Consider the following 13,345-nt stretch of genomic DNA (forward strand, 5'->3'; position numbering starts at 1 on the left):
TCTTTAGCTATAGGCTTAATTGAAAAGACTGCTTCGGCAGTCTTTTTTATTTCTGAAAGTATCTCGATAACTGCTACCAACCTGCGATGCACTTAATGTCGACGGTTTTCATACAATCTTTTTGGCAACCATTCCGAGCAATGCTGACATACCAGTGTGCCTGGGACCTTCTGATAATCGTTTTTCATAACACTGTAATTCGAGAATTTCAAAATCTTGACTTAACTCACGAATCATTTCTTCAGTATAGAGATGCTCAATAAGTGATGGGCCACCGGTTTTGTACTCCAACTGCTTTGGAGTGTATCCCTGCAGAATAAATAGGCCAGCTGGTTTCAAAGTCCGATGTACTTGCTTGAAAATTCTGGCGCGCATTTCGGGATCAGCAAACTGGATGAAGATACCAACTACCGCATCATATGAGCTAGCCTGCCAATCAAAGCCATCGGTGTCACAAAGACTGTATTGGATATTGACTTCGTTATCAGCAGCAAACTGATTTGCTTTGCTTAATGCAATATCGGAAACATCAAAACCCGTGACGCGCATTCCATGTTTAGCAAGCCAAACACCATTGCGCCCTTCTCCATCAGCAATACAAAGAACAGAGGAGCTAGGCTTAAGATAACGAGACGCTTGCTCAACCAGATATTCATTTGGCTCTTTACCAAAGATGAACTCTTTTTTATCAAAGCGTTCATTCCAGAACTGGGTAGCATCTGCAAAGCTCATGAATTCCCTGATCTTGGATTAATTTGATGTTGGATTACTTCTTCAAACCACCAATGAGATCACTCTTTAAATCCACTACGCTCTCGAGACCAACTGCGATGCGAACCAAGCCATCAGTGATGCCTGCAGCTTTGCGAGCCTCTGGACTTACTCGGCAGTGTGTCGTTGTAGCAGGATGGGTAATCGTTGTACGAGTGTCCCCCAGGTTTGCCGTAATGGAGCAGAGTTTCGTTTGATTGATTAGCTTGAAAGCAGCTTTTTTTCCACCCTTAAGTGTGAAGGACAAAATAGCACCACCCGCTTTTTGCTGGCGCTTAGCCAGCGCATGTTGAGGATGAGACTTCAGACCAGGATGATAAACGCGTTCTACTCCAGGCTGCTTTTCCAACCATTGAGCAATCTCTAGAGCATTTTGACTCTGCTGCTTCATACGCAACTCTAGAGTCTCTAAACCTTTTAAGAACACCCAGGCATTGAACGCTGAGAGTGTTGGGCCAGCAGTACGCACATAGGGAAATACTTTGCCCATGATGAAATCATTGCTACCTACAATAGCGCCACCAACCACACGACCCTGGCCATCCAAATATTTGGTTGCCGAATGGATTACTACATCAGCACCTAATGCAAGTGGCTTTTGCAAGGCCGGCGTACAAAAGCAGTTATCAACTGCAAATAAAGCTTTAGCTTTCTTTGCTATCTTAGAGATAGCTTTGATATCCGCAATTTCAGTCAATGGATTGGAAGGCGTTTCCAAGTAAAACAACTTGGTATTTTCTTGGACGGCACTCTGCCAAGCTTTAGTATCTGACAAATCCACATAGGTCGTTGTAATACCAAAGCGCCCCAGAATATTGCTAAATAATTGGATGGTGGCACCAAATACAGAGCGAGAACAAACCACGTGATCTCCCGCCTGAAGATGCGACATTGCCATCGTCAAAATAGCAGCCATACCAGAAGAAGTTGCAATACAAGCTTCGCCGCCCTCTAGCGCAGCCAATCGATCCTGGAACATACTGACAGTAGGATTGGTAAAGCGAGAATAAATAAAACCCTGATCTGCATGTGCAAAACCATCCGCTGCAAGTTCAGCACTATCAAAGCAAAAGCTCGAAGTGAGGAACATGGCCTCAGAGTGCTCTTGATATTCAGCAGTACGGCGTGTACCTGCACGAACCGCCAAGGTTTCAAGCGCGAGCTTAGAGAAGTCAGGTTTTTTACGGGTAGTTTTACTCTTCATAGCGCTATTTTGACACCGAATTACAGAATTGCCTCAGACACGCATGTCCGAGGAACTCGATCGTTGTTTTTAGTCTTCTGTAGCTAAGTGCAAATGCAGTTGCGAACGGGCAAAGTCACTAGAATCGCGTTGACGGTCAGCTTTGGCCTCGGAGGTATTACGAGCAGCCTCGAGAGCATCTAAATAGGATTCATTAATATCGCCGGTAATATAGTGGCCATCAAAACAAGATGCCTCAAAGTGCTGGATATCGGGATTAATATCCTTCACTGCCTGCTTCATATCTTCGACGCTTTGATAGATTAATTGGTCTGCACCAATCATCTTATTGATCTCTTCATCAGTACGGCCATAGGCAACCAACTCACTACGAGTTGGCATATCGATGCCATAGACATTAGGGAAGCGCACAGGGGGTGCTGCAGAAGCAAAAATCACTTTCTTGGCGCCAGACTCTCGTGCCATCTGCACAATCTCAAATGAGGTTGTACCGCGAACAATAGAGTCATCCACAATGAGGACAGTCTTGTCTTTGAACTCAATGCGCATGGCATTGAGTTTCTGGCGTACTGATTTTTTACGAACAGCCTGACCTGGCATGATGAAGGTTCTACCAATGTAACGATTCTTGAAGAATCCTTCTCGGTAATCTACGCCTAGACGTTTAGCAACCTGCATTGCCGCTGGACGACTAGAGTCAGGGATCGGCATCACAACATCAATCTCACCTGGAATCGTTTCTTTTCGAATCTTTTCAGCAAGATAGTCGCCCATGCGCATCCGTACGTTATAAACAGTCACACCATCAATCGTGGAGTCTGGACGAGCCATATAAACGTATTCAAAAATGCAAGGCGTCAGAACTGCATCAGCAACGCACTGACGTGAAGAGAAATTACCATCCAAATCAATATAAATTGCTTCGCCAGGATTTACATCACGCACAAAAGTAAAGCCAAGGCCATCAAGTGCAACTGACTCAGAGGCAATCATCCACTCCGGACCCTTCGGTGTATCCATGCGACCGATGCAGAGGGGCCGAATTCCAAACGGATCGCGAAATGCCAATAAACCGTAACCAGCTATCAAAGAAACCACAGCATAAGAGCCCTTAACGCGTTGAGTTACTTGTGTAACGGCGTTAAACATAGCGCCCTCATCTAATGCTGCGCTATTAGTTTCTTTTTGAAGTTCATCGGCCAGTACATTTAATAACACCTCTGTATCTGAACTGGTATTAATGTGGCGACGATCACGATAAGCCATCTCTACACGCAGGCTAGCCGCATTAGTCAGATTACCGTTATGGGCCAAAATAATGCCGTAAGGAGCGCTCACATAAAACGGTTGAGCCTCTTCCTCACTGCTTGCAGAGCCGGCGGTTGGGTAGCGAACCTGACCAATGCCAGCACTACCTACTAGACTTCGCATATTGCGAGTTCTAAATACATCTCGCACAAGACCATTGGCTTTATGCATCGTGAATGAATTGCCATTCATCGTTGCCATGCCGGCAGCATCCTGACCACGATGTTGAAGCAACAACAACGCGTCATAAATAAGCTGATTAACTGGGGAGTGGGAAACTGTTCCAACGACGCCGCACATAAGCCTAGATCCCTATTGTTAATGAAGGTGTAATGGTGGGTGCAATTTTAGGCATTGCATTACCTAATTGCTTTGCCCAGTCAGCCGGCAACCAACCTTTAATTAAACTAGTTGCGATATCGATGGCTGGCCGGGTAATTGCCTTCTGCCAAGCGACGCTTTGAGGAATAGGAGTCAAGGCCGCTAATGTGGCCATCACGACTACCACTACACCACCACGTGCCAAGCCAAAAACAAGACCGAGAAATCGATCTGTCATGCTCAATCCAGCAGACAAAATAATCTTTTGAATCACATTACCGATCAAACCACAGACAATCAAGGTAAGTATAAATAGAACGAGGAAACTCACACCCAAGCTCAGCAACTCATCCATATGAAAAGTAGACAACCATTCAACAGAAAGATAGTTTGTATAGTGATAAGCAACCCAAGCAGCTACGAACCAAGAGGCTAGTGCTAGCACCTCTTTAAAGAGACCCCGAGAAATTCCCACCAATGCAGACACCAATAGCACTACGAGGATGAAGTAATCCACCGTGGTTAACTGCAGGGTGGATAAATATTCCATTAAGGGGCTTCCACCTCAACTAGCCTTGGAGACAAGCCCATAGCCTTGACTTTTTTCTCAGCAACTTCAGCCGCGTCCTTATCTGCAAAAGGGCCAGCTCTTAATACAAAAAGCTTTACACCGTCGGTGCCGGTTTTATTGAAAACATAATTAGGAATCTTTTGATCCTTCATCTTAGCTATCCAACCCTTAGCCCGCTCTTCAGATGCAAAAGCACCAATCTGAATGACATACTTACCAGGCCCCACTTTTTTTGGCAGTTCTTCAGTTTTTGATTTGGTGATTGCATCTGGTGCAGTAATGACCTCTTCACCAGCGGCCAAGCCACTAATAGAATTTATTTTGCTTACCGTAGGAGATGACGTTTTTACAACTTCTTTGGATAGAGTGGGCTCTTTTTCTTTCGCTGGCGCCTGAACAGCGGCGGCCGGTTTTACCTTCTCATCATTTGCGGGCATTGCAGTATTGGGGGCGGGCAGACTAGTAACAATATTCACAGCAATATCGTTATTCACAGATTTGGGTTTGTTATCCAAAATACGAGGAAGGCCAACTACCGCAATTAACACTAGGACAGCTGCACCAATCAGACGGTGACGAGCACGTTGCTGATCAGGGTCTTCTGTAAGTGCTAGCTCTTCGTTTTCTTGAGCCCGCTGAAAACTACGAGGAGCTAATTTATTGACTGAACGATGCCCCCTCACCGAAGCCCGATCAAGGTCTTCAGTCTGATAGTTTCGCTTAAAAAGCTTCGGTAAACGAATCATGGATCAATGGGCCTGGTTATTTCGATATGCCATTACTCCGGCAACAGTATAGAAGGATCCGAAGGTAACAATTCTATCACCCTCACCAGCCATAGAAAGCGCTTTTTGATACGCTGCAGCTGGATCTGGGAAGCACTCAATACCGCCATCCTCCCCATTTTTGACGGACACGCCTAGGTCTACCAGCTTTTCAGATAGTGCTGCGGCACTGGCGGCGCGGGGAGTTGGTAAATCAGTACAAAACCAGAAGTCCACACTATTCAACAGGGGCTTAATAACCCCGGCAATATCTTTATCCGCCATAGCACCAAAAATGGCATAGGTATAGGGGTGATAGCCCATCTTATCCAAGCCTTGCCCTAATGTGGCCGCTGCATGGGGATTATGGGCAACATCCAAAACGATAGTGGGCTGACCTGGAAGAACCTGAAAACGACCTGGCAACTCCACCATAGCAAAGCCATTGCGGATATCCTGTGCGCTAACTGGCAGTCGCTGATGCAACGCCATTAATGCGGCAATCACAGCGGATGCATTCAGAATCTGATTGGCACCTCGCAATGCGGGGTAGCCTAGACCGCTAAAGCGCTTTTGACGCCCCGCCCAACCCCACTGCTGCTTGTCGCCTTGAAAGTTATAGTCACGGCCCTGTAGCCATAAATCACATCCGAGTTTTTCGGCGTGATCAATTAAAGATTGTGGAGGCACGGGATCGCCACAGACTGCAATACCGCCGGCTCGGAAAATGCCAGCTTTCTCAAAACCAATTGCCTCACGTGTGCCACCCAAAAAATCAGCATGGTCAATATCAATACTCGTGACGATCGCACAATCTGCATCAACAATATTGACAGCATCCAAGCGACCCCCCATACCCACTTCAAGCACTACTGCATCTAGGTTTGCCTTGGAAAATAAATGCATGATAGCCAAGGTAGTAAATTCAAAATACGTTAAGGTTGGAGCATTCGCTAAGCTGACGCGAGCTTTTTCAACGATTGCAAAATGCTCTAGCAAAAGATCATCGTTTACCTCTTCACCATTAACTCGAGCACGCTCATTAAATGCGAGTAAATGCGGAGACATATGGCAGCCAACCTTATAGCCAGACGCCAGCAAAATACTCTCAAGATAGGCGCAGGTAGAGCCCTTACCATTGGTGCCAGCCACAGTAATAACCGGGCAATCAAAGTGAAGGTCTAGCACATCCTTAACACGATTGATGCGTGCAAGCCCCATGTCGATACCAACAGGATGAGCTGTTTCGAGATGACTAAGCCAAGCCGTTAAGCTAGAAAAGAGGATGGGGTTTTGAAGGGGAAGATTCAAGCGCTTTATACAGCTGCGCTACCCGCAATCGCAGGCTCAGGTAGTTGCTGTAGCAAGGCCAACAAACGAGCAATCTCACCACGCATCTGCCGACGATCAACGATCATGTCTATACCGCCCTTTTGCATCAAAAACTCAGAGCGCTGAAAACCTTCTGGTAATTTTTCACGAACGGTTTGCTCGATCACACGCGGACCCGCAAAACCAATTAAGGCTTTTGGTTCAGCCATCACAACATCACCCATAAACGCAAAGCTGGCAGAAATTCCGCCCATAGTTGGGTCAGTTAAGACGCTAATGTAGGGCAAACCTTTTTTAGAGAGCAGGGTTAGCATCGAGTTAGTCTTAGCCATCTGAAAGAGGGATAGTAAGCTTTCTTGCATACGCGCGCCACCAGTTGCGGTAATACAAATAAAGGCACACTTCTTAGCAATGGCCTCTTTTACGCCGCGAGCAAAACGCTCACCCACAACCGAACCCATTGAGCCGCCCATGTATTGGAATTCAAAACAGGCTGCCACCACTGGTATGTTCTCAATCTTTCCACCAAGAACAATTAAGGCCTCGGTTTCGCCAGAGGCATCACTAGCTTCTTTTAGGCGATCTGGGTACTTTTTGGAATCTTTAAATTTGAGGGGGTCGATTGGGTAAACATCGGCGCCAATCTCGTAGCGGCCTTTTGGGTCCAACAGACTATCGAGGCGCTGACGGGCGCCAAGGCGCATGTGGTGACTACATTTTGGGCAAACCGATAAATTCGCTTCGATATCAGTGCTGTAGAGCACGGTTTCACAGCTGGGGCACTTAACCCAAAGTCCTTCAGGTACAGATTTGCGATTGGCAGGATCCGTATGTTGGATTTGTGGGGGTAATAATTTATCAATCCAGCTCATCAGTTTTTAACTATCCAGTGCATTAACTATCTAAAGCGACACGAATTTCACGTATGAAGGTTTCGAGTGATTGTACCGCTTGGCCAGGGGCACAATCCTCCAAAAGACGAATAATTCGACTGCCAATCACCACCGCATCAGCTGTTTTTGATACTGCACGGGCACTTTCAGCGTCATTAATACCAAAACCAACTGCGATCGGAATTGGCGTAGCCTCACGAATCTTAGGAATAATGCTGGCTACATCCTGAGTATTCAGATGAGATGCACCTGTTACCCCCCGCATAGAAACATAGTAGATATAACCAGCAGCTATTTTGGCTGCATCTTTTATACGATCTTGTGATGAGGTGGGAGCCAATAGAAAAATAGGATCAACACCCGCTATCTTCATTTGGTGAGCAAAATCAACGCACTCCTCTGGAGGGTAGTCCACGATCAAAACACCATCAACACCGGCAGCTTTAGCTTCCGTTGCAAAGCGCTCTGCTCCCATCTGCTCAACTGGATTGGCATAGCCCATTAAAACGATCGGTGTATCCACATTGGTTTTACGAAACTCTTTCACCATTTCTAGACAACCACGCAAGGTCACGCCTTGAGTGAGCGCTCTTTCAGATGAGCGTTGAATAACTGGACCATCAGCCATCGGATCAGAAAATGGCACCCCAAGCTCAATGACGTTAGCACCACCACGAACCAATGCGTGCATTAATTCAACAGTGAGTTTTGGATCGGGATCACCGGCAGTAATGAAAGGGATCAGACCTTTTTTTCCGCTAGCTTTTAGTTCAGTGAAGAGTGCAGTAATTTTTGACATGGAAATTCGTATCTATTCTTATATGTGACCTAGTGATTGGCTATGGGTTAGCCCTCAGAACCAGTGGCTTGAGCAACGGTATGCATATCCTTGTCACCTCGACCAGATAAGTTGACCAAGATCGTTTTATCTTTAGGGAGCGTGGGCGCTAATTTGCATGCATATGCAATCGCATGCGCAGATTCTAAGGCAGGAATGATGCCTTCAATACGGCAGCAGTCATGAAAAGCTTTCAATGCCTCTTCGTCAGTTATTGCCACATAGTCAGCGCGACCTGAGTCTTTTAACCAAGCATGCTCAGGGCCAACTCCAGGGTAATCCATACCAGCCGACACAGAATGCGTTTCGGATATCTGTCCATTTTCATCTTGTAAAAGATAGGTACGATTGCCGTGCAATACACCCGGCTTCCCAACGCAAAGGGCTGCAGAGTGAAGACCGCTATTGAGGCCATGACCCGCAGCTTCAACGCCAATCAATTTGACTTCTGGGAAATCAATGTAAGGATAGAAAATACCCATTGCATTAGAACCGCCGCCAACGCAAGCCATTACATAGTCAGGCTGACGCCCAGTCATTACAGGCATTTGTATTTTGCACTCTTCCCCGATGACGCTTTGAAAGTCTCGGACCATCATTGGATAAGGGTGGGGTCCGGCGACAGTGCCAATAATGTAAAAGGTATCTTCTACATTAGTAACCCAGTCACGCATTGCTTCGTTTAACGCATCCTTCAGCGTCTTCGTTCCAGATTCAACGGGCACCACTTTTGCACCAAGCAATTTCATGCGGAACACATTTTGCGCTTGACGTGCTACGTCAACAGAACCTTGATACACAGTGCAATCCAAACCAAATCGAGCGCAAATAGTTGCAGTGGCAACACCATGCTGCCCCGCCCCAGTCTCAGCAATGATGCGCGGCTTGCCCATGCGCTTAGCGAGCATGGCTTGACCGATAACATTGTTGATTTTGTGTGCGCCAGTATGATTTAGATCTTCACGCTTAAGGTAAATTTGTGCACCGCCCAATATCTCGCTCCAACGTTTAGCGTGATAGACCGGTGATGGACGACCTACAAAATGCTTAAGCTCATAATGAAATTCTTCTAAGAATTCTGGATCGTATTGATATTTAGCATAAGCCGCTTTGAGCTCATCCAAAGCGAACATGAGCGTCTCAGAAACAAATACGCCACCGTAAGGACCGAAGTGTCCCCGTGCATCTGGCTTATCGTACATAAATACCTCTTTTATTAGTTGCAGCAAATGATTAGGATGGTGTGCTTGCGTCTGCCGCACGCACTGCCTCGATAAATTCTTTCATCAAGGCGTGGTCTTTGACACCTTTGCTGATTTCTACGCCACTAGAGACGTCAACCGCGCAAGGATGTAGACGAGCAATAGCTTCGCCCACGTTGTGAACGTTCAATCCACCACTCAAAACGACCCGAGGCGCGTTTGCGCTTATCCATGCTTGTGGAATTCCTGACCAATCGAAAGGAATGCCCCCTCCTCCATAGCCCTCAACGAGCGCATCGAGCAAAAGAGCATTTGCTTGCCTATATTGTAGGGAAAAATTATCAAACGCGAAGCCTGCTCCAACACGTGCAGCCTTAATCCAGGACTGCCCTGCAGCTAGGCGGCGGCATTCCTCTGGTGACTCATCCCCATGAAACTGCCACAAAGTAATAGGAGCAGCCGCTCTAATAGCCTCAAATTCAGCATCGGTAGCATTTACCACCAATCCGACAGCATCAACCCCTGCTGGAAGCCTAGAAATCAATGCGGCAGCTATATTTGGAGAAACGGCTCTAGGACTGGGGGGATAAAACACGAAGCCAAGCGCATCAACACCAGAGCTAATGGCAGCATCAACGTCACCAGGCGTCTTGAGACCACAGATTTTGACCCTAGTTCGGCCCGGAGAGTTTGTTAGTAAGCCCATAGGGGGAAATGATAAGGGTCTTGAGCTATTAAAGACACATTTAAACGAAAATCGCCTTAGGCAACCAAGAATTTGAAAGCCATGGTTTTGGGATATTGAATCCTTCTGGATAGGCAATTTGGGCTAAATAGAGGCCCGCAGGTGAAAACGTAGGGGCTGCAACACTACGATCTTTCGCGGCCAAAACCTCGGCCATCCAATTAGCTGATTGTTTGCCTACGCCAATTTGGATGAAGCTCCCTACTAAATTGCGCACCATGTGATGCAAGAAGGCATTCCCTTTGATCCTGAAATACAGCCATGGCTCATTCGAGAAAATTTCGATGGAATACATGATCTTCACTGGAGTCTTGCTTTGACATTCTGAGGAACGAAAAGACGTGAAGTCATGCTCACCAATCAAACATTCAGCTGCCAATCTCATCGCATGAATATCAAACCAGCGATCTGCTGGAAGCATCACATAACCAGCGCGATCGGCAGTCATGGGGGAGCGGCAAGGTCCTGCATGCAATGCATAAATATAAGTGCGTTCATGAGCTGAGTAGCGAGCGCTAAATTCATCCGTAACTGGCTGAGCCCAATTAATCACAATAGAATCTGGCAGGAATGCGTTAACCCCCCTCACCCACGACCAGCTTTCTCGCTCAACATTGACATCAAAGTGGACAACTTGACCTAATGCATGAACCCCGGCATCTGTTCGACCAGCAGTAATGACGCGAATAGGATAAGAGTTCCGGGCATCATTACCAACAAACGAGCTAATAGCCTTCTCCAACTCATCTTGAATAGTGGGCTGATTTACCTGTGTCTGCCAACCAGAGAAGGCACTGCCGTCATACTGAAGTCCAAGGGCAATGCGCATTAAATTTAGCTATTACTATGTGAAAGCTCGGCTAAAACACCGCGCGCTTCAACCACAATTTCAGGGTCGATTGATGCGCCAATACGAACAATCTCTTCTAAAGATTTCTTGGCTGCGGAAAAATCTTCAATAGTGATGTAGGCTCTGGCTAGATTTAATCTAACCCTAAGTTCATCAGGCGTCAGATCTGATGTGGAGGGCTTAGCAACAGGCAAATCTAGATTAATGCTTCCGAACAATGCCTTAGCTTTATCGGGAACACCCTCATGATCACCAGAATGCTGATCGGGCGCTGCAGATTGCACCCGCTCGTGTTCGGCTGGGTAGTCACGAGCGTTGATATGAGGCAATGGAGTTTTACGCGAATTACTAATAAAGAACCAAATCAAAAGACAAGTAATTAAAACAAGCGCAAGCAAGCCAAGAAAAAGTGCCTTTGCGTTAAACCCGCTCTTTCCCGAATCAAGCACCTCTGAAGAGCCTTGAGATTCAGCTAATAATTTTTTTAAGTCTGCGACATTCTTCTCCAACTCTTGCGCTCTCACATTAGTTTGTTCGAGAATTTTTTCTTGGGCTACTATTTCTTCCGTAATGCGCTTGGTATCTGCATCCCGGTCTCCGCTAGAGCCGATCTTTAAACGATTTGCAGAATTAATAACATCATCAACACTAACTTCTACGCTAGCCAGGTCACTCTTTTTCTCAGCCCGTGGTTGAGCCGCTGAGTCTACAAAATCCTTAGCAAGCTTAGAATCAATCGCCTGTACTGAGGCTGGATCAGGAATCACGAGCTCAGAACCAGCCCGTAAACGATTAATATTGCCACCCGCAAAAGCATCCGGATTAGCTTGATATAAAGCCATCATTTTCTGGTCGATCGAAAACTTTGGTGAACCTGAATCCATCTTTGAAGCAATCGAAGAGAGGGTTTGTCCAGGCTCCACAACAAACTTAGGCAAAGTCCCATTCAAAAATGTATAGATTCTAGTAATTGAACCTGTTGACCAATTTAAGGTGAGTAATAAATCTACAAAGATATCCTCAGAGATCGGTACGGCTTCCACCGTTTCTACCAAAACCATCAACCGCCCATCCTTTGATCGATAAACCATGACTTGGGTATTGAAGTCCAAAATTTTAGGTGAAATACCAAGGCGCTCATAAGCGCTTGCCGATGGTATTGACGCCGATAAAGTTGTTAAAAGGGCTTGCTCATCTGGAGCCAACTCAATGGGAACCTCAATTCGAAGACTTTCGCCAGGATTAGATACCAAATTCGCCTTGCCTAATGTAACGGCAAAGACACTAGTCGATAGTGCGATACCAATAAGACTAGCAAAGATAAATTTCAGCATCTGAATATTAGGCATTACTTTCCAATAGGATTCTTAACATTCGACGCAAGGGCTCAGCTGCTCCCCATAAAAGTTGATCGCCTACAGTAAAAGCACCAAGATATTCAGGACCCATTGCCATCTTATGCAATCGTCCAATAGGTATCGTCAATGCGCCGCTAACAGCTGCTGGAGATAATTCACGTTCAGTAGTCTCACGATCATTTGGGATCACCTTGACCCATTGATTGTCATTGGCCAATATTGCCTCAATTTCTTTAAGCGGAATATCTTTTTTGAGTTTGACGGTGAGACCTTGTGAGTGACAGCGCATAGCGCCAACACGGACACATAAACCATCAATGGGAATACTGCCTGGAGTTCTAAACGCAGGTCGACCTAAGATCTTATTAAATTCGGCTCCGCCCTTCCACTCTTCTTTAGTTTGACCGTTCTCTACGGGAACATCAATCCAAGGAATCAGACTACCTGCTAAGGGAGTATTACGGAAGTTTTTCTTTGGAAAATCAGGTGAACGTAATGTCTCAGTGATTTTGCGATCAATATCCAGAATCCAAGAAGAAGGATCGGCCAATTCAGTAGCCACGCTATCGCGCAATGCGCCCATTTGTAACAACAGTTCGCGCATATTTTGGGCGCCAGCACCTGAGGCCGCCTGGTAGGTCATAGCACTAATCCACTCAACCATATCAGCCTTAACAAGACCACCCATAGCCATCATCATTAGACTGACTGTGCAGTTACTGCCAATCCAGTTTTTTCCACCAGCAGCCAATGCTTTATCAATTACTGGACGATTCACTGGATCCAAAATCAAGACCGCATCATCCTTCATACGTAAGGCGCTAGCGGCATCAATCCAGTGGCCCTGCCAACCAGCGGAACGCAGTTGAGGAAAAATCTCATTGGTGTAGTCACCACCCTGACAGGTCAAAATAATATCGCAGCGCGAAAGTGCTTTGATATCATTCGCATCGAGCAAAGCATTTTCACTCTTAGCTACTTTTTGACCATTTAAGAACGGCACTTCACCGCCAGCCTGACTAGTACTAAAAAATACAGGCTCAATCAGGTCAAAATCTTTTTCAGCCAACATTCTTTCCATGAGAACGCTGCCAACCATACCGCGCCAGCCAACTAAACCTACTAAGGGAGTTTTTGTATTTGACATGATGATCAACTATCTATTCAGTGTGTTGAAATATTTTCGGG

13 protein-coding genes are annotated in these 13,345 nt (G+C 46.2%); all 13 read right to left on the reverse strand.

The features are described 5' to 3' along the window. Positions 1 to 108 precede the first annotated feature (108 nt). The 13 genes from FD967_RS05720 to asd all read right to left on the reverse strand — a co-directional run bounded on the left by FD967_RS05720 (position 109) and on the right by asd (position 13,304). Positions 109 to 732, reverse strand: a complete 624-nt coding sequence (locus FD967_RS05720; RefSeq protein WP_215324988.1) for a bifunctional 2-polyprenyl-6-hydroxyphenol methylase/3-demethylubiquinol 3-O-methyltransferase UbiG — start codon at positions 730 to 732, stop codon at positions 109 to 111. A gap of 34 nt (positions 733 to 766) precedes the next feature. After that, the gene (locus tag FD967_RS05725; RefSeq protein WP_215324990.1) at positions 767 to 1,975 is read right to left on the reverse strand and encodes an O-succinylhomoserine sulfhydrylase; all 1,209 of its coding nucleotides are present in this window, start codon (positions 1,973 to 1,975) and stop codon (positions 767 to 769) included. A 69-nt stretch (positions 1,976 to 2,044) separates the two neighbouring features. Then, positions 2,045 to 3,583, reverse strand: coding sequence for an amidophosphoribosyltransferase (purF, locus tag FD967_RS05730; RefSeq protein ID WP_215324992.1), 1,539 nt, complete (start codon positions 3,581 to 3,583; stop codon positions 2,045 to 2,047). 4 nt (positions 3,584 to 3,587) lie between these two features. Then, on the reverse strand, positions 3,588 to 4,154 hold the full coding sequence (locus FD967_RS05735; protein WP_215324994.1) for a CvpA family protein: 567 nt from the start codon (positions 4,152 to 4,154) through the stop codon (positions 3,588 to 3,590). Then, the gene (locus FD967_RS05740) at positions 4,154 to 4,921 is read right to left on the reverse strand and encodes an SPOR domain-containing protein (protein ID WP_215324996.1); all 768 of its coding nucleotides are present in this window, start codon (positions 4,919 to 4,921) and stop codon (positions 4,154 to 4,156) included. The genes FD967_RS05735 and FD967_RS05740 overlap by 1 nt, the downstream gene beginning before the upstream one ends. Positions 4,922 to 4,924: 3 nt before the next feature. Next, positions 4,925 to 6,250: a bifunctional tetrahydrofolate synthase/dihydrofolate synthase gene (gene folC, locus FD967_RS05745; protein ID WP_251368982.1), complete on the reverse strand. Its 1,326-nt coding sequence runs from the start codon at positions 6,248 to 6,250 to the stop codon at positions 4,925 to 4,927. Between the two features lie 5 nt (positions 6,251 to 6,255). Next, positions 6,256 to 7,143: an acetyl-CoA carboxylase, carboxyltransferase subunit beta gene (gene accD, locus FD967_RS05750; RefSeq protein ID WP_215324998.1), complete on the reverse strand. Its 888-nt coding sequence runs from the start codon at positions 7,141 to 7,143 to the stop codon at positions 6,256 to 6,258. A gap of 22 nt (positions 7,144 to 7,165) precedes the next feature. Then, the gene (trpA, locus tag FD967_RS05755) at positions 7,166 to 7,963 is read right to left on the reverse strand and encodes a tryptophan synthase subunit alpha (protein WP_215325000.1); all 798 of its coding nucleotides are present in this window, start codon (positions 7,961 to 7,963) and stop codon (positions 7,166 to 7,168) included. A 47-nt stretch (positions 7,964 to 8,010) separates the two neighbouring features. Beyond that, on the reverse strand, positions 8,011 to 9,204 hold the full coding sequence (trpB, locus tag FD967_RS05760) for a tryptophan synthase subunit beta (RefSeq protein WP_215325002.1): 1,194 nt from the start codon (positions 9,202 to 9,204) through the stop codon (positions 8,011 to 8,013). A gap of 31 nt (positions 9,205 to 9,235) precedes the next feature. After that, the gene (locus FD967_RS05765; protein ID WP_215325003.1) at positions 9,236 to 9,910 is read right to left on the reverse strand and encodes a phosphoribosylanthranilate isomerase; all 675 of its coding nucleotides are present in this window, start codon (positions 9,908 to 9,910) and stop codon (positions 9,236 to 9,238) included. A gap of 40 nt (positions 9,911 to 9,950) precedes the next feature. After that, the gene (truA, locus tag FD967_RS05770; protein WP_215325004.1) at positions 9,951 to 10,778 is read right to left on the reverse strand and encodes a tRNA pseudouridine(38-40) synthase TruA; all 828 of its coding nucleotides are present in this window, start codon (positions 10,776 to 10,778) and stop codon (positions 9,951 to 9,953) included. Positions 10,779 to 10,783: 5 nt separating this feature from the next. Then, positions 10,784 to 12,148 (reverse strand): FimV/HubP family polar landmark protein, encoded by a 1,365-nt coding sequence (locus FD967_RS05775; RefSeq protein WP_215325005.1) that lies wholly within the window; start codon positions 12,146 to 12,148, stop codon positions 10,784 to 10,786. Next, positions 12,141 to 13,304, reverse strand: a complete 1,164-nt coding sequence (gene asd / locus FD967_RS05780; RefSeq protein ID WP_215325006.1) for an aspartate-semialdehyde dehydrogenase — start codon at positions 13,302 to 13,304, stop codon at positions 12,141 to 12,143. The genes FD967_RS05775 and asd overlap by 8 nt, the downstream gene beginning before the upstream one ends. Positions 13,305 to 13,345: the final 41 nt, after the last annotated feature.

Origin of the sequence: Polynucleobacter sp. JS-Mosq-20-D10 (assembly GCF_018687755.1) — a bacterium.
Classification (GTDB): domain Bacteria; phylum Pseudomonadota; class Gammaproteobacteria; order Burkholderiales; family Burkholderiaceae; genus Polynucleobacter.

Excerpts from the sequence above, each read along its gene's own strand:
- FD967_RS05735 (WP_215324994.1), bottom strand. The coding sequence starts at position 4,154 with ATGGAATATTTATCCACCCTGCAGTTAACCACGGTGGATTACTTCATC.
- asd (WP_215325006.1), bottom strand. The coding sequence starts at position 13,304 with ATGTCAAATACAAAAACTCCCTTAGTAGGTTTAGTTGGCTGGCGCGGT.
- FD967_RS05720 (WP_215324988.1), bottom strand. The coding sequence starts at position 732 with ATGAGCTTTGCAGATGCTACCCAGTTCTGGAATGAACGCTTTGATAAA.
- FD967_RS05725 (WP_215324990.1), bottom strand. The coding sequence starts at position 1,975 with ATGAAGAGTAAAACTACCCGTAAAAAACCTGACTTCTCTAAGCTCGCG.
- FD967_RS05765 (WP_215325003.1), bottom strand. The coding sequence starts at position 9,910 with ATGGGCTTACTAACAAACTCTCCGGGCCGAACTAGGGTCAAAATCTGT.
- trpB (WP_215325002.1), bottom strand. The coding sequence starts at position 9,204 with ATGTACGATAAGCCAGATGCACGGGGACACTTCGGTCCTTACGGTGGC.
- FD967_RS05775 (WP_215325005.1), bottom strand. The coding sequence starts at position 12,148 with ATGCCTAATATTCAGATGCTGAAATTTATCTTTGCTAGTCTTATTGGT.
- FD967_RS05740 (WP_215324996.1), bottom strand. The coding sequence starts at position 4,921 with ATGATTCGTTTACCGAAGCTTTTTAAGCGAAACTATCAGACTGAAGAC.
- trpA (WP_215325000.1), bottom strand. The coding sequence starts at position 7,963 with ATGTCAAAAATTACTGCACTCTTCACTGAACTAAAAGCTAGCGGAAAA.
- purF (WP_215324992.1), bottom strand. The coding sequence starts at position 3,583 with ATGTGCGGCGTCGTTGGAACAGTTTCCCACTCCCCAGTTAATCAGCTT.
- truA (WP_215325004.1), bottom strand. The coding sequence starts at position 10,778 with ATGCGCATTGCCCTTGGACTTCAGTATGACGGCAGTGCCTTCTCTGGT.
- accD (WP_215324998.1), bottom strand. The coding sequence starts at position 7,143 with ATGAGCTGGATTGATAAATTATTACCCCCACAAATCCAACATACGGAT.